At 60.7% G+C, this 24,415-nt stretch carries 20 protein-coding genes; 1 reads left to right on the plus strand and 19 read right to left on the minus strand.

Annotated elements, in window-relative coordinates:
- Positions 1 to 8: 8 nt before the first annotated feature.
- From gspH to gbpA, 8 genes are all read right to left on the minus strand, one after another.
- The gene (gene gspH, locus AC3WMT_RS12075) at positions 9 to 476 is read right to left on the minus strand and encodes a type II secretion system minor pseudopilin GspH (RefSeq protein WP_103305438.1); all 468 of its coding nucleotides are present in this window, start codon (positions 474 to 476) and stop codon (positions 9 to 11) included.
- Positions 476 to 934, minus strand: coding sequence for a type II secretion system major pseudopilin GspG (gene gspG, locus AC3WMT_RS12080; RefSeq protein WP_103305439.1), 459 nt, complete (start codon positions 932 to 934; stop codon positions 476 to 478). The genes gspH and gspG overlap by 1 nt, the downstream gene beginning before the upstream one ends.
- A gap of 3 nt (positions 935 to 937) precedes the next feature.
- A complete protein-coding gene (gene gspF / locus AC3WMT_RS12085) occupies positions 938 to 2,146 on the minus strand; it encodes a type II secretion system inner membrane protein GspF (protein WP_103305440.1) in 1,209 nt (402 codons plus the stop codon).
- 3 nt (positions 2,147 to 2,149) lie between these two features.
- Positions 2,150 to 3,622, minus strand: a complete 1,473-nt coding sequence (gene gspE, locus AC3WMT_RS12090) for a type II secretion system ATPase GspE (protein WP_103305441.1) — start codon at positions 3,620 to 3,622, stop codon at positions 2,150 to 2,152.
- Positions 3,619 to 5,508: a type II secretion system secretin GspD gene (gspD, locus tag AC3WMT_RS12095; RefSeq protein WP_103305442.1), complete on the minus strand. Its 1,890-nt coding sequence runs from the start codon at positions 5,506 to 5,508 to the stop codon at positions 3,619 to 3,621. Before gspD ends, gspE begins: the two co-directional genes overlap by 4 nt.
- A gap of 8 nt (positions 5,509 to 5,516) precedes the next feature.
- Positions 5,517 to 6,023 (minus strand): type II secretion system protein N, encoded by a 507-nt coding sequence (locus AC3WMT_RS12100; RefSeq protein WP_256583568.1) that lies wholly within the window; start codon positions 6,021 to 6,023, stop codon positions 5,517 to 5,519.
- Positions 6,024 to 6,030: 7 nt separating this feature from the next.
- Complete coding sequence (locus AC3WMT_RS12105) at positions 6,031 to 6,579, minus strand: cytochrome b (protein WP_103305443.1); 549 nt, start codon at positions 6,577 to 6,579, stop codon at positions 6,031 to 6,033.
- A gap of 74 nt (positions 6,580 to 6,653) precedes the next feature.
- Entirely contained in the window at positions 6,654 to 8,120 is a 1,467-nt protein-coding gene (gene gbpA, locus AC3WMT_RS12110) for an N-acetylglucosamine-binding protein GbpA (protein WP_103305444.1), read from the minus strand.
- Between gbpA and AC3WMT_RS12115 the strand changes: the two genes are divergently transcribed.
- On the plus strand, positions 8,050 to 8,229 hold the full coding sequence (locus tag AC3WMT_RS12115; RefSeq protein WP_177431434.1) for a hypothetical protein: 180 nt from the start codon (positions 8,050 to 8,052) through the stop codon (positions 8,227 to 8,229). The two genes, gbpA and AC3WMT_RS12115, sit on opposite strands and share 71 nt — an antisense overlap.
- A gap of 177 nt (positions 8,230 to 8,406) precedes the next feature.
- Here AC3WMT_RS12115 and hemE read toward each other — a convergent pair whose 3' ends face one another.
- The 11 genes from hemE to AC3WMT_RS12170 form a co-directional block, all read right to left on the minus strand.
- The gene (hemE, locus tag AC3WMT_RS12120; protein ID WP_083367241.1) at positions 8,407 to 9,474 is read right to left on the minus strand and encodes a uroporphyrinogen decarboxylase; all 1,068 of its coding nucleotides are present in this window, start codon (positions 9,472 to 9,474) and stop codon (positions 8,407 to 8,409) included.
- 248 nt (positions 9,475 to 9,722) lie between these two features.
- On the minus strand, positions 9,723 to 11,141 hold the full coding sequence (locus AC3WMT_RS12125; protein ID WP_007909438.1) for an FAD-dependent oxidoreductase: 1,419 nt from the start codon (positions 11,139 to 11,141) through the stop codon (positions 9,723 to 9,725).
- A 33-nt stretch (positions 11,142 to 11,174) separates the two neighbouring features.
- The gene (gltB, locus tag AC3WMT_RS12130) at positions 11,175 to 15,620 is read right to left on the minus strand and encodes a glutamate synthase large subunit (RefSeq protein WP_103305445.1); all 4,446 of its coding nucleotides are present in this window, start codon (positions 15,618 to 15,620) and stop codon (positions 11,175 to 11,177) included.
- Positions 15,621 to 15,969: 349 nt separating this feature from the next.
- Complete coding sequence (locus tag AC3WMT_RS12135) at positions 15,970 to 17,562, minus strand: AAA family ATPase (protein ID WP_103305446.1); 1,593 nt, start codon at positions 17,560 to 17,562, stop codon at positions 15,970 to 15,972.
- Between the two features lie 10 nt (positions 17,563 to 17,572).
- Entirely contained in the window at positions 17,573 to 18,673 is a 1,101-nt protein-coding gene (gene aroB, locus AC3WMT_RS12140) for a 3-dehydroquinate synthase (protein ID WP_103305447.1), read from the minus strand.
- Positions 18,674 to 18,826: 153 nt separating this feature from the next.
- The gene (gene aroK, locus AC3WMT_RS12145) at positions 18,827 to 19,345 is read right to left on the minus strand and encodes a shikimate kinase AroK (RefSeq protein WP_045122260.1); all 519 of its coding nucleotides are present in this window, start codon (positions 19,343 to 19,345) and stop codon (positions 18,827 to 18,829) included.
- A gap of 4 nt (positions 19,346 to 19,349) precedes the next feature.
- Positions 19,350 to 21,431 carry a type IV pilus secretin PilQ gene (locus tag AC3WMT_RS12150; protein WP_103305448.1) on the minus strand — a complete coding sequence of 694 codons (2,082 nt, stop codon included), beginning with the start codon at positions 21,429 to 21,431 and terminating at the stop codon, positions 19,350 to 19,352.
- A 13-nt stretch (positions 21,432 to 21,444) separates the two neighbouring features.
- Positions 21,445 to 21,972 (minus strand): pilus assembly protein PilP, encoded by a 528-nt coding sequence (locus AC3WMT_RS12155; protein ID WP_103305449.1) that lies wholly within the window; start codon positions 21,970 to 21,972, stop codon positions 21,445 to 21,447.
- The gene (pilO, locus tag AC3WMT_RS12160) at positions 21,969 to 22,592 is read right to left on the minus strand and encodes a type 4a pilus biogenesis protein PilO (protein ID WP_103305450.1); all 624 of its coding nucleotides are present in this window, start codon (positions 22,590 to 22,592) and stop codon (positions 21,969 to 21,971) included. Before pilO ends, AC3WMT_RS12155 begins: the two co-directional genes overlap by 4 nt.
- On the minus strand, positions 22,589 to 23,155 hold the full coding sequence (locus tag AC3WMT_RS12165) for a PilN domain-containing protein (protein ID WP_103305451.1): 567 nt from the start codon (positions 23,153 to 23,155) through the stop codon (positions 22,589 to 22,591). The genes pilO and AC3WMT_RS12165 overlap by 4 nt, the downstream gene beginning before the upstream one ends.
- Positions 23,155 to 24,219 (minus strand): pilus assembly protein PilM, encoded by a 1,065-nt coding sequence (locus AC3WMT_RS12170; protein WP_103305452.1) that lies wholly within the window; start codon positions 24,217 to 24,219, stop codon positions 23,155 to 23,157. The genes AC3WMT_RS12165 and AC3WMT_RS12170 overlap by 1 nt, the downstream gene beginning before the upstream one ends.
- Positions 24,220 to 24,415 lie beyond the last annotated feature (196 nt).

Here is a 24,415-nt window from a genome sequence, read left to right on the forward strand (position 1 = left end):
TCGGTCGGTCACTCATCGAGTGAGATCTCACTCAAACCGTCCGAAGACAAATTCGCCCAAACTCGCTCACGAGTTACTAGAAACATGGTAAATGCGCTGATTTCATCACTGCTGAGAATCAACAATTGCGGCAGCTGCGCACTGTTCGCCAAGCGCACCGGCAGGCCCTCCACGGTAAGTCGCGGCTGCAGTTCCGGCGGCCATGCTTGCAAGGGCAGCAACGGCTGCCAGCCTTTCTCGCCGAGCTGGAGAACGCGATAACCTTCCAGACTAAAACCCACACCAAACTCCCGTCCTTCCAGCACTGCCCGCTCGCGAAATTGCTCGATCAGCCGAGCCAGCCGGCTCGCCTCCTGCCGCGCCACTTGCGCCGGATTGGTCCCGCCCACCAGGCCGACCATACCCAGCAACACGCCGATCAGCACCATGACCACCATCAATTCCAGCAAGGTGAAACCCCGGCAGCGCTGGCGCATCAATCGATGGCCCAGTTGCCGATATCGGCGGCGTGGCCTTCACCGCCACTGACGCCATCGGAGCCCAGCGAATACAAGTCGTAACCGCCACCCGCCGCACGCGTACCGGGGTTGAGGTACTGGTACGGCGTACCCCAGGGATCGCGCGCCAGACTTTTCAGATAACCGGCAGGGTTCCAGTTACGTGCCGCCGGTGTCCCGGAGGGGCGCTTGACCAACGCTTCGAGGCCCTGCTGCGTCGTGGGATATCGCGCGTTGTCGAGGCGATACATCTCCAGCGCCGTGGCGATTGCTTGAATATCGATCTTCGCCGCCGTGGTTTTCGCCTGATCCGGCCGGCTCATGAATTGCGGCACGACAATTGCGCCAAGGATGCCGATGATCACCACCACGACCATGATTTCGATCAGGGTGAAACCGCGCTGCGCGGCCGATGTTTTTCTGTGCAAAAGAGCCATGGATCAATTCACCAATTGGTTGAGACTGAGGATCGGAAGGAGGATGGCGAGGACGATCAGCAGCACCACCGCGCCCATCACCAGCAACATCGCCGGCTCGAACAGACTCACCATCAGCGCGATGCGCGCAGCGAGGCTCGCCTCCTGTTGTTCGGCGGCGCGGGCGAGCATGGCGTCGAGCTCGCCGGCGCGTTCACCGCTGGCAATCATGTGCAGCATCATCGGCGGGATATCGCCGCTGCGTTCCAGGCTGCGGGTCAGCGTCGAGCCTTCGCGCACCGAGCGGGCGACCTCGCTCATACGCCCGCGAATGGTCTGATTGCCGATCACGGCGGCGGCGATTTCCAGCGCATCGACCAAGGGCACGGCGCTCTTGCCGAGGATCGCCAACGTGCTGGCGAATCGCGCCGCTTCCATGGCGCGCAGCAACGTGCCGAGCAGCGGAATATTTAACGCCAGCGCATGCCAGCGCAGCCGCCAGAGCGGCTGACGCAAACTCCAGCGCCAGCCACTGAACAGCGCCAGGCTGCCGCCGAGAAATACCAGACCAAACTGGCGCACACCGTCGCTGAGGCTGATCAGTGCGCGGGTCAACCAGGGCAACGGCTGACCGCTGTCGACGAAAATTTTCACCACGTCCGGCACCACGTAGCCGAGCAGAAAACCGACGATGGCCACGCTGGCGAACATCAGAATCGAGGGATAGATCAGCGCCATCTGAATCTTTTGTCGCGATGCCTGGCGCGCCTGGGTGTAAACAGCCAGTTGCTCCAGCACATGACCGAGATGGCCAGAGCGCTCACCCGCCGCCACCGTGGCGCGGAACAACTCGGGAAACGCCGCAGGAAACCGGCTTAACGCGACGGCCAGCGCGTGCCCTTCCATGACCCGCCCGCGCACTGCCCACAGTAAACCGGCAACGCGCCGCTTGGCGGTCTGGCGGGCGACCACTTCCAGCGCTTCTTCCAGCGGCAAACCGGCCTGTACCAGCGTCGACAATTGCAGGGTCAGCAGCGCCAGATCGGCAACGCTCAAGCGACCGGCGCGCCACGCTCCATGGCCGCTGCCATTGCCTCGCAGTTCCTTGAGTTGCAACGGCCACAGTCCGCGCTCACGCAACAACTGTCGCGCGTGCCGGGCGTTTTCCGCTTCGAGTCTGCCACGGCAGCGGTGGCCCTGAGCATTGTCGGCGCGGTAATCGAAGGTCGGCATCGATTAATCCTCCTGCGTCACGCGCAACCACTCATCGACGCTGGTCTCGCCGTCGAGCACACGTTGCCGGCCGGCCTGAAACAGGCTGCGAGACTCCTTGCGCGTTGCGTCAATCAGCTCGCGCTCGCTGGCGCCCTGATGAATCAGCGCGGCAACCGCATCGGTGATGCTGATCAGTTCGTAGATGCCGATGCGCCCGCGATAACCGTGCTGGCAATGCTCACAGCCCTGCGCACGAAAAAGCGGCGCCGCCAATAAGGGATCCAGCCCCAGCCGATGACAGGTCGCAGCGTCGGCAAAGTACGGCGCCTTGCAATGCACGCACAACGTGCGCAACAAGCGTTGCGCAAGCACACCGACCAGCGACGAGGCCAACAAATACGCATCCACGCCCATGTCGCTCAGTCGCGTCACCGCGCCGACCGCACTGTTGGTGTGCAAGGTCGACAGCACCAGATGTCCGGTCAACGAGGCTTGCACGGCAATCTGCGCGGTCTCGCGATCACGGATTTCACCCACCATCACCACGTCCGGATCCTGACGAAGAATGGCGCGCAAGCCGCGCGCGAAGGTCATTTCCACCTTCGGATTGACCGGCATCTGGCCGATCCCCGGCAGGTGATATTCGATCGGATCCTCGACCGTGAGAATGTTGCGCGACGGATCATTGAGGCTGCTCAACGCCGCGTAGAGACTGGTGGTTTTGCCGGAACCGGTCGGCCCGGTCACCAGCAAAATCCCATGCGGCCTGGCGAGCAGGCTTTGCAGGGTAGCGAGAGTGTCGTCCGGCATGCCCAGACGTTGCAGTTGCAGACGCCCGGCTTGCTTATCGAGCAAGCGCAGCACCACACGTTCGCCGTGCGCCGACGGCAATGTCGAGACGCGCACATCGACTTCGTGCCCGGCCAGACGCAAGGCAATCCGGCCGTCCTGCGGCACGCGTTTTTCGGCGATGTCGAGCCGCGCCATGACCTTGATCCGCGACACCAGCAACGTCGCCAGTTCACGTCTTGGCCTGAGCATTTCGCGCAACTGACCGTCGACGCGCATGCGTACCGAAAGGTACTGTTCGAAGGTTTCCAGATGGACGTCCGAGGCCTGTGCGCGCACGGCTTCGCTAAGCAGCGCATTGATCAGGCGGATCACTGGCGCGTCGCCTTGTTGCTCCAGCAGGTCAGCGGTCTGCGGCACCTGTTCGGCGAGGCTGAGCAGATCGAGCTCATCGTCCAGCCCTTGCGCGACCTGTTGCGCAGCGCTATGTCCTTCGCGATAGGTCGCGGCCAGCCGCGCGGCGAACGACTCCTGCGCAAGTATCTCGATCGGCAGTTCGCGAGCGCACAAGCGGCGCACTTCGGCCAGCGCCGTCAGCGGCGTGTCGGCTCGCATGAGCACGCGGGCCTGCGTGCCCGTGCCTTCCAGCAGCACGCCAAATCGTCGGGCGAAACCGAATGGCAGGAGTGCCAACGCGGCACTCATGGCGCCACCGTTGCCGGCTCAAACAACTGTCGCGCTTCGGCCGGCAGCAATAGCGAGTTGCTCTCCCCGGCCTTTGGCTGACTCAGGTCGCGCAAAGTGTTGTAGCGCTGCTGACTGATGCCCGAGAGATCCTCACGGCTGCGGACGATGGTCGGGCGCAGGAACACCATCAGATTGCTTTTGGTCTGGGTGTCGCGACTCCAGCGAAACAGCGCGCCGAGATACGGAATATCGCGCAGCAACGGCACACCGCTTTTCTGCGTGCGCACGCTGTCGCGGATCAGCCCGCCAATGACGATGATTTCGCCGTCGTCGACGAGAATCGTGCTTTTCAGGGCGCGCTTGTTAGTGATCAGATCCGAGGAGTCGATGCCTGTTACTGAAGGCGCGATGTCCGAGACTTCCTGCTCGACTTCCAGACGCAGGGTCGCACCCTCGTTGATGTACGGTTTGATTTTCAGGCTGATGCCGACGTCTTTGCGTTCGACCGTGGTGAACGGGTTATCCGCCCCGCTGCTGTTGGTAGAGTAGGATCCGGTCTTGAACGGCACGTTCTGCCCGACAATGATTTCCGCTTGCTGATTATCCAGGGTCAGCAGGCTCGGCGTGGACAGCAGATTGCTCCGCGTGTTGCTCGCCAGTGCCGAAATCAACGCGCCGAAACGGTCGCCGCCCAATTGCAGAATCGCACCGTCGGGCGCCGATTTTTTCTCGTCGAACTTCAGTCCGCCGACAATGGGAATGTCGGTGCCGGGGAAGTTGATAAAGCCTTTCGCGTCGCCGGTGTTCAAACCCCACTGCACGCCCACGGCATCGGCGATATCGCCGGAGATTTCGACGATAGCGGCGTGGATCAGCACCTGCGCACGCGGCTGATCCAGCTCGCGGACGATGTTCTCGATGGTTCGGACCTGAGCCGGTTCGGCAATCAGCACCAGCGCATTCTGGCTTTCGTCGGCCTTGAGCATGAACGGCGTCGCAGCAGCTGCGTCCCTGCCGTTGAGGGCCGCCGGCGCCTTGCGATTCTGGCCCATGCTTTCCAGCACCTGCGCCAACTGCTTGGCGTCGCTATGGCGCAAACGAATCACCCGCGCGGTATCGAGGCTGGCGGTGGCGGGGACATCGAGTTGGCGAATCAGCTCGGTCAAGCGCTGGCGCACGGCGAGCGGGCCGATGACGATCAAGCGGTTGGTTCTGACATCGGCCAGCACCTGAATGAGCGAGTCAGCATTGCGCTTGCCCAATGAGGACTCGATCACCGTGGCGATATCACTGGCCTGAGCAAAGCGCAGCGACACCACTGTGTGCTGATCCTGCTGCCCCCCGTCGAGTTGGCGCACCACCTGGCTAATGCGTTTGACGTTGGCGCTGGTGTCAGTGATTACCAAAGCGTTGGCCGAAACGGATGGGCCAAGGTAGCCATTGGCCGACACCAACGGGCGGATCAGCGCGGCGAGATCGGCAGCGCTGCTGGTATTGAGTTCGATAACCTGGGTAATGAATTGCGCGGGGGTGACGCGCTCACTGGCAGCCTGTCCAGCACGGGTTTTCACGTCTGCCACCGGGGTAATGAGGATGCGGTCGCCCTCATCGATCACCGTGAAGTTGTGCGCGTCCAGCACCGAGTAGAACAAGCGCCGTACGCCTTCGCGATCCAGCGCCTGACGGGACATGACGGTAATGCGTCCCGAGACGCGCGGGTCGAGCACCACGGTGGTGCCGAGAATCGCCGAGATCTCTTCGACGATGTCGCGCAGTTCGGCCTGATTCATCGCCAACTGCCAGCGCTGTTCCCCGGCGTGCACTGGGCGATTGAGGAGCGGCGTCACCAACACGGCGCAAACCAACAGGGCGCGCAAGGCTTGCGCGCCAATCAAGCTGTTCATCAATGTGATCACTCTGACTGCCCGGCGAGCGGGCGTAGAAAACGGGCAGAAATGCCAGCGGGGTCTGCCTCGGTGGATGCGGGCAAACGCTTGAGAAACGCACTGGCAGAAGGTGCGAGAGGCAACGATTCCTCCCGGCCCTTGTTCCACAGCACCACATGTTGCGCCTCGACCCGACGCAGCACGCTGCCGCCCGGCAAGTCATCGCCGACCCGATATAACCGCGCCCCTTGAGCAACGCTTATCAGGGCTTTCGACAAACCACTGTCGACGGCGAAAGTCGCTTGCAGAGTCAACGACTCGGCGCTTGGCCGAAGTGCGGTTGGCGCAGCGAGCCCGAACACCGTCGCCACGGCTGCGGTGTTCAACGGCGCCAGCGCGGGCGATGCCGGCAGCGGCACAGCGACCGGTGCCGGCAGACGTTGCGCACTGCGAAATGTCCATTCCTGCCAAGCGAGAAACGCGGCACACGCGAACGGCAGCGCCCACAGTCCCGACAGCGATAAAAGTCTCACTGACGGCTCATCCGATGCGCCCGCACGCCTGCCGAACGCGCGAGCGCCACGACATGCGCCGCAGTACGCGATAACCGCGCAGCTCGTGCAGAATCACCGCGCCAATGTGCATCGCCACCAGCACCGCCAGCACCGTGCAGGCCCAGATGTGCAGTACGAAAAAGCCGTCAGTCAGCGCCACATCGTCCAGCGGCTGGGGGAATTCGAGCAGGCCAAATACAGGGATCGGCCGATCCATCATCAGCACCCCGCTCAACAGCACCACGGCCACCAACAGATAGATCAGCCGATGGACAAACATCGCAAGCATTTTTGCCGAAGAAAACTGCGACATGCGTTCATGTCGCAGATGGCTGATAAACACCACCAGCCGCCAGCAGAACACCGGAATGAACAGCGTGGTCAGCGACACATTGACCCCGGCCACCCATTGTTTGGTGTCGTTGGCCACGTTGACGTTAGCCACATAAAACCCGGTGACCAGCGTCCACAGGATTACAGCTGCCGACACCCAGTGCAGCAGTATTTGTTGCTTGGAATAAACCGAAAGCGCCATTTGAATCGCCCCTGAAAACCACCAGCGATCAGACGACCTGGACGGTCGTCTGACGTAATTACACGGGAGGAGCCTTAGAGCTTGTTCCACGCCGCATGCGAGTGTTCGCCCACGCCCGGTTCAAAACCGTTCGCCTCAGGTTTGTACTGCTTGCAATAGCCAGAAGCCGGGAATGGCTTGCACTCGAAGACCTCGTTGGTTTTCGGCTGCAGTACCTTGGTGCCGGCGGTGTAGTCGCTAAGGCCTTCAGGGAACAGGAAGTCATAATCGGCGCCAGCGCCTTCACCGGTGACGTTGACAGGCTGGGTGTCCTGACGGGTGGTGCGACCATCCAGCGTGGTGCCGACCAGGGTCAGAGTGTGCGGGCCGGGATTGCTGCGGATGTCCATGGTCAGCCAGGTTGCGCCGCTGTCTGCTTGTGCGGTGGTGGTGCCGACCAGTTTGTTCTGCTCGTTGAACAGGTTGGCTTCGACATTCATTTTGCGGTTGGACATCAGGCTGAAGTCGACTTTGGTTTTGCCTTTGTCGATTACATATTCCGCTTGTTGCGAGGCCACCGACAGGCGGGCGTCGGCGTCCTCTTTCATCAGTAACTGCACTTCGTAGCGGACGACGCCGCTTTCTTTTTGCGCGTACAACGTGTTGCTGCCGCGGATCGCTTCGATGTTGCCGTTTTCATCACGCACGCCAGCGCGGATCAGGGTGTGTGTCTTGTTGATCTGCTCGGCGAGTTTGAACGACCAGTTTTGCGCCTCGGCGTCTTGCGCATTGTCGATCGAAATTTCAACGCTGTAGGACGGATTTTCACCGGAAGCGGTAAAGGCACGGGCCTTGACCTTGTCGCCAGTCAGCAGTGGCGTCGATGCAGCGATGGCGCCGACAGCAGACCAGCCACCCGGCAGAACGGCTTCGGCAAGGATGTTGACGTCAGCGACGCTGTGGAACGCCATCTTGGTATCGCCCACGCTCCAAATGGCGAGGATGACGTGGTGGCCGTTTTTGTCTTCGGGAATGCTGCAACGGTGCTTGGTGCCGGGAACCGGCATCTGGAAGTCACCCGCGACCTGACAAAAAGGCGTGCTCTCAAAAGAACTGCGTTTCAGCGATTCATTCGGGTTCCAGCCATTACGGGTAATGAAATACTCGTGCTTGGCCACCGGATGTGGAGCTTCGTAATGCCACTGGAAATCCTGAGTGCGCTCTTTGATGTCGGTGAGCTGCCAGCGTGTGGCGGACTGCACGTCCACGGCAGAAAACAACTCGTGTCCGCCACTGGCGATTTTGCCATCGATCGGTCCTTGGCCCTCCGCGCCGCCGACGCCGGCCGGAAAGCCCTGAAAGGTTTCGCCAACACTTTGCGGTTCATATTGAGCACCACCACAACCGGTGTTCATTCCCTTCTGACAGAGAAAAGCGCGCGATGGAGGGAACTCCACATAACCGTGGGCCGCAGCGCCGGAAGAACCCAGCATGCCCGACAGCAAGAGTAGCGAAGAAGTGCACGTTGCCAATGCACTCCTCCGGAAAATTGATTTTTTCATTGTTATTCCAGGCTCATATCAAATAAGCGAGCCTGGCGCGACGCCAGGCTCTAATACGGTGCTCGACGCCATGCCGGACACACGCCTGAAACCTTACGTGGATAGTTAAAAGTTCTATGTAGGAGTAATCACCGGGTTCGGCAGGAATAGTCGCCACGGGAACTAATCCGACAACTAAATAAAAAATTCTTACAATAAGAAACTATTAACCCAAAGCTTTCTAAACGGCAAAAAAAACCTGCCCCGCATGACACGGGACAGGTTTTTTTGTACTGCCGTCGCTGAGTTATTCGTGATACTGCGCCGACAGCTCATGCACCGCGCGCAGGAACGCACCGGCGTGTTCCGGATCAACCTCAGGCGTGATGCCGTGGCCGAGGTTGAATACGTGGCCGCTGCCCTTGCCGTAGCTGGCCAGGATGCGCCCGACTTCGGTGCGGATCGCTTCCGGTTTGGCGTAGAGCACGGTCGGGTCCATGTTGCCTTGCAGCGCGACCTTGTCGCCGACGCGGGCGCGGGCGTTGCCGATGTCGCAGGTCCAGTCCAGGCCCAGTGCGTCGGCGCCAGCCTCGGCGATGCTTTCCAGCCACAGGCCGCCGTTCTTGGTGAAGAGGATCACCGGCACCTTGCGACCGTCGTGCTCGCGGATCAGGCCGCTGACGATTTTCTTCATGTAGGCCAGGGAGAATTCCTGATACGCCGCCGCCGACAGGTTGCCGCCCCAGGTATCGAAGATCTGCACCGCTTGCGCGCCGGCCATGATCTGGCCGTTGAGGTACGAAGTCACCGACTGCGCCAGCTTGTCCAAAAGCAGGTGCATGGCTTGCGGGTTGTCGTAGAGCATCGCCTTGGTCTTGCGGAAGTCTTTCGACGAGCCGCCTTCGACCATGTAAGTGGCCAGCGTCCACGGGCTGCCGGAGAAGCCGATCAGCGGCACACGGCCGTTGAGTTCACGGCGGATGGTGCTGACCGCGTCCATCACGTAGCCGAGGTCTTTGTGCGGATCTGGGATCGGCAAGGCCTCGATGTCAGCCAGGGTGCTGACGACTTTCTTGAAGCGCGGACCTTCACCGGTCTCGAAGTACAGGCCCTGGCCCATCGCGTCGGGGATGGTGAGGATGTCGGAGAAGAGGATCGCCGCGTCCAGTTGTGGATAGCGGTCGAGCGGTTGCAGGGTGACTTCGCAAGCGAACTCCGGATTCATGCACAGGCTCATGAAATCACCGGCGTGGGCACGGCTGGCGCGGTATTCCGGCAAGTAGCGGCCGGCCTGGCGCATCATCCACACGGGGGTGACGTCTACGGGTTGCTTGAGCAGGGCGCGGAGGAAACGGTCGTTCTTCAGGGCAGTCATGTCGGCATCCGGAAAAAAAGTGCGGGCATTTTCTCAGAGCGCGACGCAAAAGGCACGGATACAGGTCAGCCTTTTGTCTATCGGGTCAATTTATTGCGTTGGAACACCGACTTTGTAACACCACAAAACACTGTGGGAGCTGGCTTGCCAGCGATAGCATCACCTCGGTCTGACTGAGAAACCGAGGTGTCTGCATCGCTGGCAAGCCAGCTCCCACAGGTATTGCATTGCAGTCAGTTGGACGCGGGTTAGACGCCCAGGTAATCGAGGATCCCTTCGGCAGCATTACGGCCTTCAAAGATCGCCGTCACCACCAGGTCGGAACCGCGCACCATGTCGCCACCGGCGAAGATTTTCGGGTTGCTGGTCTGGTGCTTGTACTGACCTTGTTCAGGCGCAACGACGCGGCCCTGGCTGTCGGTCTGGATCTCGAACTGCTCGAACCACGGCGCCGGGCTTGGGCGGAAACCGAAAGCGATGACCACGGCGTCGGCCGGGATGATCTCTTCGGAACCGGGGATCGGCTCGGGGCTACGACGGCCACGGGCGTCCGGTTCGCCGAGACGGGTCTCGACCACCTTCACACCTTCAACCTTGTCTTCGCCAACGATGGCGATCGGCTGGCGGTTGTAGAGGAATTTCACGCCTTCTTCCTTGGCGTTCTTCACCTCTTTGCGCGAGCCGGGCATGTTCGCTTCGTCACGACGATAGGCACAGGTCACCGACTTGGCGCCCTGACGGATCGACGTACGGTTGCAGTCCATCGCCGTGTCGCCGCCGCCGAGCACCACAACCTTCTTGCCTTTCATGTCGACGAAGTCTTCCGGCGACTTTTCAAAGCCCAGGTTGCGGTTGACGTTGGCGATCAGGAAGTCCAGTGCGTCATAAACGCCCGGCAGATCCTCACCGGCAAAACCGCCCTTCATATAGGTGTAGGTGCCCATGCCCATGAACACTGCATCGTATTCGGCGAGCAGTTGTTCCATGGTTACGTCTTTGCCGACTTCGGTATTCAGACGGAACTCGATGCCCATGCCGGTGAAGACTTCGCGACGATTGCTCAACACGGTCTTCTCAAGCTTGAACTCGGGAATGCCGAAGGTCAGCAAACCGCCGATTTCCGGGTTCTTGTCGAACACCACCGGGGTCACGCCGCCGCGCACCAGCACGTCGGCACAACCGAGGCCCGCCGGGCCTGCACCGATGATCGCGACACGTTTGCCGGTCGGTTTGACCTTGGACATGTCCGGGCGCCAGCCCATGGCGAACGCGGTGTCGGTGATGTATTTCTCGACCGAACCGATGGTCACCGCGCCGAAGCCGTCGTTGAGGGTGCAGGCACCCTCGCACAGACGATCCTGTGGGCACACCCGGCCGCAGACTTCCGGCAGGGTGTTGGTCTGGTGCGACAGCTCGGCGGCCTGAAGGATGTTGCCTTCGGCCACCAGCTTCAGCCAGTTGGGAATGAAGTTGTGCACCGGGCACTTCCATTCGCAATACGGGTTGCCGCAACCCAGGCAGCGGTGGGCCTGATCGGCCGACTGCTGGGGTTTGAACGGTTCGTAGATCTCGACGAACTCTTTCTTGCGTTGACGCAACAGTTTCTTCTTCGGATCTTTGCGCCCGACATCGATGAACTGGAAGTCGTTATTCAGACGTTCAGCCATTGTTAAAACCTCATCAAACTCTTCAGGCGCATATCACTGCGGGTTGGCACGAGTGCTGGAAAGCAACGATTTCAGGTTGGCAGCCTTCGGCTTGACCAGCCAGAAACGGCGCAGGTAGTCATCGAGGTTTTCGGCGAGCTCACGACCCCACTCGCTGTCGGTTTCCGCGACGTACTCGTTCAGCACGTTTTGCAGGTGGCTGCGATAGGCTTCCATCGCCTCGCCGCTGATCCGCTGGATTTCCACCAGTTCGTGGTTGACCCGGTCAACGAAGGTGTTGTCCTGATCGAGCACGTAGGCGAAACCACCGGTCATGCCAGAGCCGAAGTTGTAACCGGTCTTGCCCAGAACGCAGACAAAACCACCGGTCATGTACTCGCAGCAGTGATCGCCAGTGCCTTCCACAACCGTGTGGGCACCGGAGTTACGCACGGCGAAACGCTCGCCTGCGGTGCCGGCAGCGAACAGCTTGCCGCCGGTGGCGCCGTACAGGCAGGTGTTGCCGATGATGGCGCTGTTTTGAGTCTGATAGACGCTGCCCTTCGGCGGCACGATGACCAGCTTGCCGCCGGTCATGCCTTTGCCGACGTAGTCGTTGGCGTCACCTTCCAGATACATGTTCAGGCCGCCGGCGTTCCACACGCCGAAGCTCTGCCCGGCCGTGCCTTTGAAGCGGAAGGTGATCGGCGCTTTCGCCATGCCTTGGTTGCCATGCTTGCGTGCGATTTCGCCGGAGATTCGTGCGCCGATCGAACGGTCGCAGTTGCAGATGTCCAGATCGAACTCGGCGCCGCTCATGTCGTTGATTGCCGACGTCGCCATCTCGACCATTTTCTCGGCCAGCAGGCCTTGGTCGAACGGCGGGTTGCGCTCAACGCCGCAGAACTGAGGTTTATCCGCCGGGATGTGATCGCTGCCCAGCAGCGGGGTCAGATCCAGGTGGTGTTGCTTGGCAGTCTGGCCTTCGAGGATTTCCAGCAGATCGGTACGACCGATCAGCTCTTCGAGGGAGCGCACGCCGAGCTTGGCCAGCCACTCACGGGTTTCTTCGGCGACGTAGGTAAAGAAATTCACCACCATGTCGACGGTGCCGATGTAGTGATCCTTGCGCAGCTTCTCGTTCTGAGTCGCGACGCCGGTGGCGCAGTTGTTCAGGTGGCAGATGCGCAGGTATTTGCAGCCCAGGGCGATCATTGGCGCGGTACCGAAGCCGAAGCTTTCGGCGCCGAGGATCGCAGCCTTGATCACGTCGAGGCCGGTTTTCAGGCCACCGTCGGTCTGCACCCGGACTTTGCCGCGCAGGTCATTGCCGCGCAGGGTCTGGTGGGTTTCAGCCAAGCCCAGTTCCCACGGTGCGCCCGCGTATTTGATCGAGGTCAAGGGCGAAGCACCGGTGCCACCGTCGTAGCCGGAGATGGTGATCAAGTCCGCATAGGCCTTGGCCACACCAGCGGCGATGGTGCCGACGCCTGCTTCAGCAACGAGTTTCACCGAGACCAGCGCCTTCGGGTTGACCTGTTTCAGGTCGAAAATCAGCTGCGACAAGTCTTCGATCGAATAGATGTCGTGGTGCGGCGGTGGCGAAATCAGGGTCACGCCCGGCACTGCGTAACGCAGCTTGGCGATCAGCCCGTTGACTTTACCGCCCGGCAGTTGCCCGCCCTCGCCCGGCTTGGCGCCCTGAGCGACCTTGATCTGCAGCACTTCGGCGTTGACCAGGTATTCCGGGGTGACCCCGAAACGGCCCGTCGCGACCTGCTTGATTTTCGAGCTCTTGATGGTGCCGTAGCGCGCCGGGTCTTCGCCGCCTTCGCCGGAGTTGGAACGCGCACCGAGGCGGTTCATGGCTTCGGCCAGGGCTTCGTGAGCTTCCGGCGACAGTGCGCCCAGCGAGATACCGGCGGAGTCGAAGCGCTTGAGCACCGATTCCAGCGGTTCGATTTCGCTGATGTCCAGCGGCGTGTCGAGGGTCTTGACCTTGAGCAGGTCACGGATCATCGACACCGGACGGTTGTCCACCAGCGAGGTGTATTCCTTGAACTTGGCGTAGTCGCCCTGCTGCACAGCGGCTTGCAGGGTGTTGACCACGTCCGGGTTGTAGGCGTGATATTCGCCACCGTGGACGAACTTCAGCAGACCGCCCTGCTGGATCGGCTTGCGCGGGCTCCAGGCTTCGGTGGCGAGTGCTTTCTGCTCGGCTTCGATGTCGACGAAACGCGCGCCCTTGATGCGGCTCGGCACGCCACGGAAGCTCAGGTCGCAAACCTCTTCGGACAAACCGATGGCTTCGAACAGCTGCGCACCACGATACGAAGCGATGGTCGAGATACCCATCTTCGACAGAATCTTCAGCAGACCTTTGGTGATGCCTTTGCGGTAGTTCTTGAACACCTCGTAGAGGTCGCCCAGCACTTCACCGGTACGGATCAGGTCACCCAGCACTTCGTAAGCCAGGAACGGATACACCGCCGAGGCGCCGAAACCGATCAGCACCGCAAAGTGATGCGGGTCACGGGCGGTCGCAGTTTCAACAAGGATGTTGGAATCGCAGCGCAGGCCTTTTTCGGTCAGGCGGTGGTGGACCGCACCGGTGGCCAGCGAGGCGTGGATCGGCAGCTTGCCCGGGGCGATATGGCGGTCGCTCAGAACGATCTGGGTACGCCCGGCTCGCACGGCTTCTTCAGCCTGATCGGCAACGTTGCGGATCGCCGCTTCGAGGCCGACGCTTTCGTCGTAGTTGAGGTCGATGATCTGCCGCTCGAAACCCGGGCGGTCGAGGTTCATCAGCGAGCGCCACTTGGCCGGGGAAATGACCGGCGAGCTGAGGATCACACGCGAGGCGTGTTCCGGCGACTCCTGGAAAATGTTGCGCTCGGCACCGAGGCAGATTTCCAGCGACATCACGATCGCTTCACGCAGCGGGTCGATCGGCGGGTTGGTGACCTGCGCGAACTGCTGACGGAAATAGTCGTACGGCGTGCGCACACGCTGGGACAGCACGGCCATCGGCGTGTCATCGCCCATCGAACCCACAGCTTCGTAGCCTTGTTCGCCGAGCGGGCGCAGTACCTGATCACGCTCTTCGAACGTGACCTGATACATCTTCATGTATTGCTTGAGCTGATCGACGTCGTAGAACGCCGAACCGTGGTCGTTGTCTTCCATGGTCGCCTGGATGCGCAGGGCATTCTTGCGCAGCCATTGCTTGTAGGGATGACGGGATTTCAGACGGTTGTCGATCGCGTCAGTGTCGAGGATCTGCCCGGTTTCGGTGTCCACGGCGAGGATCTGTCCCGGGCCTACACGGCCCTTGGCGATCACGTCTTCTGGCTGGTAGTTCCACACGCCGATTTCCGACGCAACGGTGATGAAACCGTTGGTGGTGGTGACCCAGCGCGCCGGACGCAGACCGTTACGGTCGAGCAGGCACACCGCGTAGCGACCGTCGGTCATGACCACGCCGGCCGGGCCGTCCCACGGTTCCATGTGCATCGAGTTGTACTCGTAGAACGCACGCAGATCCGGGTCCATGGTTTCGACGTTCTGCCATGCAGGCGGAATGATCATCCGCACGCCACGGAACAGGTCGATGCCGCCGGTGACCATCAGCTCCAGCATGTTGTCCATGCTCGAGGAGTCGGAACCGACACGGTTGACCAGCGGGCCGAGCTCTTCCAGATCCATCAGATCATTGGTGAACTTGGTCCGTCGGGCCTGTGCCCAGTTGCGGTTACCAGTGATGGTGTTGATCTCGCCGTTGTGGGCGAGGAAGCGGAATGGCTGCGCCAGCGGCCACTTCGGCAAGGTGTTGGTGGAGAAGCGCTGGTGGAACACGCAGATCGCGGTTTGCAGGCGCTCGTCACTCAGGTCTGGATAGAACGCGGCCAGATCAGCCGGCATCATCAGCCCTTTATAAATGATGGTCTTGTGCGAAAAGCTGCAGATGTAGTGGTCGGAATCGACGGCATTGGAGACCGACGAGCGACGACGGGCGCTGAACAGCTTGACCGCCATGTCCTGATCGCTCAGGCCTTCACCGCCGATGTACACCTGCTCGATCTGCGGCAGGCGCTCAAGGGCCAGGCGGCCGAGGACGCTGGTGTCGATCGGCACTTTGCGCCAGCCGATCAGTTGCAGGCCTTCGGCAAGGATCTCGCGATTCATGTTTTCGCGAGCGGCTTCGGCCTTGGCCGGATCCTGGTTGAAGAAGACCATGCCCACAGCGTATTGCTTGGGCAACTCGACACTGAAGGTTTCCTGAGCAATGGCGCGCAGGAACGCATCAGGCTTTTGAATCAGCAGACCGCAACCGTCACCGGTCTTGCCGTCGGCATTAATCCCACCGCGGTGGGTCATGCAGGTCAGGGCCTCAATGGCCGTTTGCAAAAGGGTATGACTGGGTTCGCCCTGCATATGGGCTATCAGGCCGAAACCGCAGTTATCCTTGAATTCATCTGGTTGGTACAGACCTGCTTTCATAGACACTTTCTCACCAGGCTGCCTCTTTTCGAGGCAAATTTCTTTTCAATTCAACCACTTGCGATCCGCGCCGAACGTACGCCGGCTTAGCGGGGGCAAAAGGGTGGTCATTGTACACAGCGACACAGACGCTCACAAATTTGACGACGAAATGTCGCAAATCTATGTCGCATTTGTGAAAGGTTTAAAGCGATCTGCTGTGCTAGTCAAAACTTTTTTAATTTTGACCGCAACGACTCAAAGACTACTGGGACGCAGACACCACAAGGCACGCGGCCTGGAAGGACGCGCGCACTCGTAGAAATTTTGAGGTGCTTGGAGAGGCGGCCTGGGTAAGGCCGCCGAATCTTCAGCGAGTTGTTGCCAGTTCCTGTTGGACGCTGGCGACAGTGCGAGGCCAAGGTTTACCAGCCTGAACCTTCGCTGGCAAGGCCTTGATGGCAGAAACGGCTGCATCACGATTGGCGAAGTTGCCGTAGGTGATCACGTAGAGAGGCTTGCCGTTGAGGACTTTCTTGAAATAACGGTACTCGCCGCCCTGCTCCTTGACGAAGTTTTGCGCGGTCGCTTCCGAACTGGTGCCGAGGATCTGCACCACGTAGTTGCTGGTCGGCTGCCCGGCGTACCAGCTGCTACCGGCGGCTTTGGCGACGGTAACCGGCTTCTCGGCCGGTTTGGCAGCGACAACTGGCTTGGCTGGCGCTGGAGCCGGTTTCGCCGCTGGCGCTGCCGGAGCAGGCTTGGCGGTGGCGATTTGCGTCGGTGCCGGGGTCGGTTTGGCTGCTGGCACTGGAACCGGGGTCGGTGCAGGACCGGCCGGAACGCCGGCAGGCGGTGCCGAAGTGGTCACGGTTGGCGGTGTATCGCTGGAACCTTCCAAAGGCACGCCGTCGTCACCCTCGGTGATCCCGCCAGCCGCTTCGGCCAACGGACCGCGCATCACCGGCTGCGAGTTGCCGACCAGCGGCAACGGCATCGGCTGCGTATTACCGGCGAACTCAACGTTCGGTGCGCCGCCATTCGCTGCGCCCTGACCCAATGGCAGTTGCGCCTGCTCGTTGGCTGGCGCGCCGGTGGTTGGCGCCTTGTTGCGACCCGGCATCAGCCAGGCGGCGGCGACCGCGACCACAACGACGGCGGAAATCGCCAATACGTGTTTCTTCGGCATGTTGAACCCCATACTTGGACGCTTGACCGCAGAGCGGCTGGCAATCATGACTTCGATCAGAGCATCGCGAGCGACCTGGTTGATGTTGCCCGGCCAACCCTCGGAGCTTTCGTGAATATCAGAGATCTGATCCGCGGTGAAAAGTTCGACACCCCGGCCTGCACCTTCCAGCCGTTGGTCGAGATACTCGCGGGTCTCTTCTTCGGTGTACGGCTGCAATTCGATGACGTGGAAACGCTCTTCCTCAAGGTGCAAAGCCTCAAGCTGAGCGATCAGCGACGACTCACCGAACAGGAACACATGCGGGCGACCTTCCGGCGCGCCAGCACCCAGCGCCATCAGCGCTTCGAGAGCGGATTCGTCGAGCTGCTCGGCGTCGTCCACCAGCAGATAGACTTCCTGGCCGGTCAGCGCGAGTTGCACCACCTGATCCAGAATCGCACCGACTTCAGCCTGGGCCACGTTCAGCGCCTGAGCGACCTGACGCAGCACGCCCGCGGCATCGCCGGCACCGCGCGCGGAAACCACCACACTCTGCACCGATTGCTTGTTGGTGCTGGCCACCAGCGCCTGACGCAGCAGAGTCTTGCCGCTGCCCTGCGGGCCGGTGACCACCAGCAGCAACTGGCTGTATCGCGCCAGGTGATGCAGTTGACCCAGCACCGGCTTGCGCTGGGCCGGAAAGAATTTGAAGCCCGGCACCCGCGGCGCGAAGGGGTCGTGACTTAACTGGAAATGGCCGAGGAACGCCTCGTCGGCATGCAAACTAGTCATCGGAATCTTATTAACCTTTAAGCTGAGCCAGGGTGCGGTAATCCGCTCCCAGCGTGGCCTGTAGAACCTCTTTCGGATAATCGGCGGTCACTACCGCTTCGCCCATCCGGCGCAGCAGCACCAGGCGCAGACGACCGTCGATCACTTTTTTGTCAATTGCCATGTGTTCGAGAAAATCGGCTTCGCTCATCTCTTCAGGCGGAATCACCGGCAGACCGGCACGCTGGAACAGACGAATGCCGCGATCACGCTCCTGCTCGCTGATCCAGCCCAGACGCGCGGACATCTCCAGCGCCATCACAGTGCCAGCCGCCACCGCCTCACCATGCAACCAGACACCATAGCCCATGTGGGTCTCGATGGCGTGGCCGAAGGTGTGGCCGAGATTGAGCGTGGCGCGTACGCCGGTTTCCTTTTCATCGGCGCCAACCACCGCAGCCTTGGCCGCGCAGGAGCGCTCGATGGCATATGTCAGGGCTTTCTGGTCCAGTGCGCGCAGGGCGTCGACGTTGTCCTCGAGCCAGGTCAGGAACGGCTCGTCGCAGATCAGACCGTACTTGATGACTTCCGCCAGACCCGCCGACAGCTCGCGCTCTGGCAGGGTTTTCAGGGACGCGGTATCGATCAGCACGACGTTCGGCTGATAGAACGCACCGACCATGTTCTTGCCGAGCGGATGGTTGATCCCGGTCTTGCCGCCCACCGACGAATCGACCTGGGACAACAAGGTGGTAGGAATCTGGATGAAATCGACGCCGCGCTGGTAGCAAGCCGCAGCAAAACCGGCCATGTCGCCGATCACGCCGCCACCGAGGGCGATTACGGTGGTGCGGCGGTCATGACGAGCGGTCAGCAAGCCATCAAAGATCAGTTGCAGGGTTTCCCAGTTCTTGAACGCCTCGCCGTCGGGCAAAACCACGGAAATCACCGAAAACTGCGAAAGGCTGCGAGTCAGACGTTCGAGATAGAGCGGCGCAACGGTCTCGTTGGAGATGATTGCCACCTGCCGCCCATGAATATGCGGCGCCAGCAGCTCGGGCTGATCCAACAAACCTTCGCCAATATGAATCGGGTAGCTGCGCTCGCCTAAATCGACCTTGAGTGTCTGCATGTGTCCCCACAGTGAAGATGGAAAGCAGGCGTCCTGCCCTGAATTATTGGTTGTCTGCGGCCTATAGCGGGTATTACGCCGCTCGCACGCCATCCGCCACAACCTCGGCGGGCGGTGACAGGACGCCGAGGATAGCGCATTTCAGGCGATGCTTTAACGGGGAGGAAGCTGCGCCAGGCGGTCGAGAATGTCGAGCACGACCATGCGCGGCGGCCGTTCGTCGGTTTCCACCACCAGATCGGCGATTTCCCGATAAAGCGGATCACGGATAGCGAGCAGATCACGCAGGGTTTTCGCCGGATCGGCAGTGCGCAGCAACGGCCGGTTGCGGTCGCGGGAGGTGCGGCCAACCTGCTGTTCGACGGAGGCGTGCAGATACACCACACGACCGCCCTCATGCAGAGCCTTGCGATTGGCGTCACGCATCACCGCACCGCCGCCAGTCGCCAGTACCACGCCGTCGAACGCGCACAGCTCGGCGATCATCGCCTGCTCACGATCGCGAAAGCCGGGCTCGCCTTCCTTGTCGAAGATCCACGGGATATTGGCGCCCGTACGCAGTTCAATTTCCTTGTCGGAATCTTTGAACGGCAGGCGCAGCTCTTTGGCCAGTAATCGGCCGATGGTGCTTTTTCCAGCCCCCATCGGTCCTACAAGAATCAAATTTCGCACAGAATCAACGACTCACAGCAATCGCCTGGTTATTCATGATACGCGGAGTGAGAAATACCAGCAGCTCGGATTTTTTCTCCGAAACCACATCACGCCGGAAAAGGCGGCCAAGATACGGCACATCGCCAAGAAATGGCACCTTATCTACGACCTTGCTTTGAGTATTTGAGAAAACGCCCCCAATCACGATGGTCTCGCCGTCGTTTACCAGCACTTTGGCGTTGACCTCGTTCTTTTTGATCGGCGGTACATCCTGCACTTTGTTCAGGTAATCAGGCTCGTCCTTGGTGACCTTGACCTCCATGATGATGCGGTTGTCCGGGGTGATCTGCGGCGTCACCTCCAGCGACAGCGAAGCTTCCTTGAACGACACCGAAGTGGCGCCACTTGAGCTGGCCTCCTGATAAGGAATTTCGGTGCCCTTGAGGATCTTCGCGGTCTCCTTGTCGGAAGTCACCACCTTGGGCTGCGAGACGATTTCGCCATTGCCGGTTTTCTCCATGGCAGTCAGCTCAAGATCGAGCAAAACGTTGTCGGTGATGAAGGCAATGCCAATCCCCGAAGTATTGTTGACGGTGCCCATGTCGACGAACGGCGAATTGGTGCTGGTGCTGCCCGGGGTGCCGATGGTGGTCGACGAGCCGTTACTGACGCCGGAAGTGTTCCAGTTGCCCTTGTTCTGGATCGACCCACCCCAGCGCACGCCCAGACTCTTGTCGTAATCGACGTTGGCTTCGACGATTCGCGCCTCGATCATCACCTGACGCACGGGAATATCCAGTTGCGCCACGATTCGCCGTAGTTCGTCGAGCCGGTCCTGAGTCTGGTAGGCAATGATGTTGTTGGTTCGCTCGTCGACGGTGATCGAGCCGCGCTCGTCGATTTTCGCTTCGGCGCTGGTCACCGACTGGAACAGCTTGGCGATGTCGGCAGCCTTGGCGTAGTTCACCTGCAGCAGTTCACGGCGCAGCGGCGCCAGTTCGGCGATCTGTTTTTGCGACTCCAGCTCCTGGCGCTCGCGGGCGGCGATTTCGTCTGCCGGGGCGACCAGCAGCACATTGCCGATCTTGCGCTTGTCCAGCCCCTTGGTTTTCAGCACCAGATCCAGCGCCTGATCCCATGGCACATTTTGCAGACGCAGAGTGATGCCGCCCTGCACCGTATCGCTGGCCACCAGATTGAGGTTGGTGAAGTCGGCGATCAGTTGCAGCACCGAGCGCACGTCGATGTCCTGAAAATTCAGCGACAGCTTGTCGCCGACGTAGGCCTGACGATCGGCGTTGCGCTTTTGCAGATCGTCGACGGTCATCGGACGGATGCTGACGGTCAACTTGTTGTCGGTCTGGTAGGTGGAATAGTCGAAGGTACCGCTGGGCTCAACGGTAATGATCGCGCGATCGCCTGTTGCAGCAGCGTTGACGAACTGCACGGGCGTGGCGAAATCCTTGACGTCGAGGCGTACCCGCAGCTTGTCGGGCAATTGCGTGCGGGCGAAGCTGAGGATGATCTTGCCGTCATGTTCCTGAATATCCGGAGCGATGGTCGGGTCGGACAGGTCGATGACCACATTGCCTTCGCCTGCGGTGCCGCGCTGAAAGTCCACGCCGCGAATGGCTTTGGTTTTCGGCACGAACGCTTTGGCGGGAGCCCCTGCCGCAGTCGCGCGCACTGGAGCAACAGCGGCGGGACGGGGAGCGCTTGCCGGCGCCCCCTGACCGACCACCACGAACAGATTGTTGCCTTCGACTCGCGTGTTGTAAGGCGCTGGCTGGGTGAGGCTGACGATCAACCGCGTGCGATCCTTGGCCTCAACCACCGTGGCCGTGCGCGCGTTGCCACTGCCCAGGTCGAGGTTCTTGCTGGCCAACCGACTGGCAACCCCGAGCAGATCCAGCGCGATTCGCGCCGGTGAATCGGTGATGTAGCCCTTGGGTTGCGGCGGCGGGCCATCGAACGACAGCTTCAGTTCGACGCGGTCACCCGGCAACGCCGCCACGTCCAGCGTCTTCAGATTGGCCGCGAGTACCATCGGCGACATCAGCGCTATCCATAGCGAAAAACCGAGGGTGGAGAAAATCCTGTTCATTGTTCGACTTCCACTATGAGTGCTCTTTCAAAGGAATGGTGCGCGGACGTTCCAGCCAGGCGCCTTCGCCGTCGGGGACGATTTCGACCACATCGACCTGAGTGGCGCTGATGGCCACGATGCGACCGTCGTTGCGTCCCAGGTAATCGCCGACTTTCAGCCGATGCACACCGCCAGCTCCACGCAACAGCGCAAAAGAGCCAGTGGCGTTGGCAATCGTGCCGACCATCTCGAACTGCTCGATGTTGAAACCTTCGAGGTATTGCTTGACCCGATTGGGGTCGGGTTTGACGTTGCGCGAGCCGTGCCTTTGCCCGGCCAGATCGACGCGCACCTGGCGCGAAAAGGGACTGCGCAGGTTGGCGGCGCTGTAAGTAAAGGTCGGGTAAGAGCGGAATGTCGGCGTGGGCTCGATCTTGCCCGCCGGGCGCAACCGCACTTCATTCATGTAGGCATCGAGATCGCTGAAATCATCGCCACCACCACAACCGCTCAATGCCAGCAACACCACTGCCAGTGCGAAATAACGAGTCGGGCTCATTTCTGCAGCCCCTTGTCGTTATAGCGGTACGTCTTGGCGAGGATGCTCATGCGCAGTTTCGGCCCGCCTTCTTTATTGGCCGGCGCCAGTTCGAAGTCGTGCAGGGTAACGATGCGCGGTAACCCGGCCACACCACTGACGAAAGTGGCGAGGTCGTGATAGGCGCCGGTGACGGTGATCTGGATCGGCAGCTCGATGTAGAACGGCTGGGTGACCTCCGGAAGCAGTTTGATTTCTTCGAACTCAAGGCCGCTGCCCAGCCCGGTACGCGTGATGTCTTCCAGCAGGCCCGGTACCTCGGTGTCGCTGGGCAACTGTCGCAGCAACACGCCGAAGGAGTTTTCCATCTCCTTCATCTGTTGGGTGTACAGCTCCAGATTGGCGGAAATATGCGCCTTGCTGGCGAACTGCTCCTTGAGCGTGGTTTCCTCCTCGCGCTTGAGCTCAAGCTGGTTTTCCATGTCACTGATGAAAAAGTTATAGCCAAGCGCCAACACCAGCACCATCAACAACGCCCCGGCGATGGCTTTGACCGCGCCTGGCCAAGAGCCGATGTTGCTGGTGTCGAGGTCGTTGAAGTCGATGTTGCGCAAGCTTTCCAGCCAGTCGGACGGTTTCATTGCTCGTCCTCCAGCGTCTTCGGCTGAGTCTGACGAACGGTCAACTGAAAGACATTGGCCTGCTCCAGTTGATCGGCGGAAGTCGCTTTGACCTCAGTCAGGCTCGGTGCATCGAACCAGTCAGAGGCGTCCAGATTGCGCATCAACTCGGAGACACGATTGTTCGACTCGGCGGCGCCACTGATCGAAAGGATTTTTCCGGCCATTTTCACGTCAGTGAAATAAACGCCGTCCGGCAGCGTTCGCGCCAATTGATCGAAGATACGCCCGCTGACCTGCCGGTTGCCCTGCAGATCCTGGATGATGCGCATGCGCTCGACCAGTTGCTGGCGGTGCGCCTTGAGGTCACTGATCTGTTTGATCCGCTCGTCGACTACGGCAATCTGCTTGCCGATGTAATCGTTGCGTGCGACTTGCCGATCGATGGCGGCGCTGAAGATCTGGTCGGCGATAAACACCGCCCCCACCGAACCGGCCACTACGCCGATCAACGCCAGCAGGAAGCGTTTGCGCCGCTCTTCGCGGCGCTCCTCGCGCCAGGGTAAAAGGTTGATCCGCGCCATCAGTCGAAACTCCTGAGCGCGAGCCCGCAGGCAATCATCAGGGCCGGCGCGTCACTGGCCAGGGCTCCGGCGTTGACCTTGCTGCTCAAGGCCATGGCGGAAAATGGATTGGCCACTTGCGTCGGCGTGTCCAGGCGCTGCTCGATCAAGCGATCCAGCCCCGGCACCGACGCCGTGCCACCGGCGAGCAGAATGTGATCGACCGCGTTGTACTGCCCGGAAGCGAAGAAGAATTGCAATGAACGCGACACCTGTTGCACCAGTGCTTCGCGAAACGGCTGCAGCACATCGCTGACGTAGTCGTCAGGCAGGCCGCCCTGCTTTTTCGCCAACCCCGCCTGCTCGATTGTCAGGCCATAACGACGCTGGATTTCCTCGGTCAGTTGCCGGCCGCCGAACAACTGCTCGCGGGTGTAGATGATCTTGCCGTTGTGCAGGACGCTGAGGGTGGTCATGGTCGCGCCGATGTCGACCACCGCCACCGTCAGGCGCTCTTGCGACGCGGCCAGTTGCGTTGCGAGCAAGCCGAACGAGCGCTCCAGCGCATAAGCCTCGACATCGACCACGCGCGCGGTCAGCCCGGCGAGTGCCAGCGCCGCTTCACGGACTTCGACGTTTTCCTTGCGGCAGGCGGCGAGCAGTACGTTGACTCGCTCGGGGTTGCGCGCAGAAACGCCCTGGACTTCAAAGTCGATGGCGACCTCGTCCAGCGGATAGGGAATGTATTGGTCGGCTTCGATCTTGAGCTGATTTTCCAGCTCGTCGTCGGACAGCCCGGCGTCCATTTCGATGATCTTGGTGATCACGGCAGAACCGGCCACCGCCACCGCGACGCTCTTGACCCCGGTGCGTGCCTTGACCAGCACCCGGGTCAGAGCCTGGCCAACGCCTTCGAGTTCGGCGATGTTCTTTTCGACCACGGCGTTCGCCGGCAATGGCTCCACCGCATACGCCTCGACCCGGTAGCGATCACCCTGACGGCTCAGTTCCAGCAGCTTCACTGACGTGGAGCTGATGTCGATCCCCAGTAACGTATTGGTCTTTTTATTGAAGAGTCCCAGCACTACCAATTCCCTATGACTTTCCGTGAGTTACGGACTCTGTAATACGCATTGCGTTCCTTCACCCCGTCTTGACAGAAGCGCAAATGACGCCCCCAGCAGAAAAGTGCTTATAATGCCCAGCGATTTTTTCCGCTTTTTACTGCCTGCGCGGATGGCTCTGTGTGTTGCCGCAGCCCCGTCGCCAAATTCATTCTTG

Source organism: Pseudomonas sp. FW305-7 (assembly GCF_058786735.1).

What these genes read in the sequence shown, in the direction of transcription:
- AC3WMT_RS12155 (WP_103305449.1), bottom strand. Translation starts at nt 21,972, where the DNA reads ATGAGCCCGACTCGTTATTTCGCACTGGCAGTGGTGTTGCTGGCATTG.
- AC3WMT_RS12105 (WP_103305443.1), bottom strand. Translation starts at nt 6,579, where the DNA reads ATGGCGCTTTCGGTTTATTCCAAGCAACAAATACTGCTGCACTGGGTG.
- hemE (WP_083367241.1), bottom strand. Translation starts at nt 9,474, where the DNA reads ATGACTGCCCTGAAGAACGACCGTTTCCTCCGCGCCCTGCTCAAGCAA.
- AC3WMT_RS12135 (WP_103305446.1), bottom strand. Translation starts at nt 17,562, where the DNA reads ATGACTAGTTTGCATGCCGACGAGGCGTTCCTCGGCCATTTCCAGTTA.
- AC3WMT_RS12115 (WP_177431434.1), top strand. Translation starts at nt 8,050, where the DNA reads ATGCCCGACAGCAAGAGTAGCGAAGAAGTGCACGTTGCCAATGCACTC.
- pilO (WP_103305450.1), bottom strand. Translation starts at nt 22,592, where the DNA reads ATGAAACCGTCCGACTGGCTGGAAAGCTTGCGCAACATCGACTTCAAC.
- gspF (WP_103305440.1), bottom strand. Translation starts at nt 2,146, where the DNA reads ATGCCGACCTTCGATTACCGCGCCGACAATGCTCAGGGCCACCGCTGC.
- aroB (WP_103305447.1), bottom strand. Translation starts at nt 18,673, where the DNA reads ATGCAGACACTCAAGGTCGATTTAGGCGAGCGCAGCTACCCGATTCAT.
- gspD (WP_103305442.1), bottom strand. Translation starts at nt 5,508, where the DNA reads ATGAACAGCTTGATTGGCGCGCAAGCCTTGCGCGCCCTGTTGGTTTGC.
- gspE (WP_103305441.1), bottom strand. Translation starts at nt 3,622, where the DNA reads ATGAGTGCCGCGTTGGCACTCCTGCCATTCGGTTTCGCCCGACGATTT.
- gspG (WP_103305439.1), bottom strand. Translation starts at nt 934, where the DNA reads ATGGCTCTTTTGCACAGAAAAACATCGGCCGCGCAGCGCGGTTTCACC.
- gspH (WP_103305438.1), bottom strand. Translation starts at nt 476, where the DNA reads ATGCGCCAGCGCTGCCGGGGTTTCACCTTGCTGGAATTGATGGTGGTC.
- AC3WMT_RS12125 (WP_007909438.1), bottom strand. Translation starts at nt 11,141, where the DNA reads ATGGCTGAACGTCTGAATAACGACTTCCAGTTCATCGATGTCGGGCGC.
- AC3WMT_RS12165 (WP_103305451.1), bottom strand. Translation starts at nt 23,155, where the DNA reads ATGGCGCGGATCAACCTTTTACCCTGGCGCGAGGAGCGCCGCGAAGAG.
- AC3WMT_RS12150 (WP_103305448.1), bottom strand. Translation starts at nt 21,431, where the DNA reads ATGAACAGGATTTTCTCCACCCTCGGTTTTTCGCTATGGATAGCGCTG.
- gbpA (WP_103305444.1), bottom strand. Translation starts at nt 8,120, where the DNA reads ATGAAAAAATCAATTTTCCGGAGGAGTGCATTGGCAACGTGCACTTCT.
- gltB (WP_103305445.1), bottom strand. Translation starts at nt 15,620, where the DNA reads ATGAAAGCAGGTCTGTACCAACCAGATGAATTCAAGGATAACTGCGGT.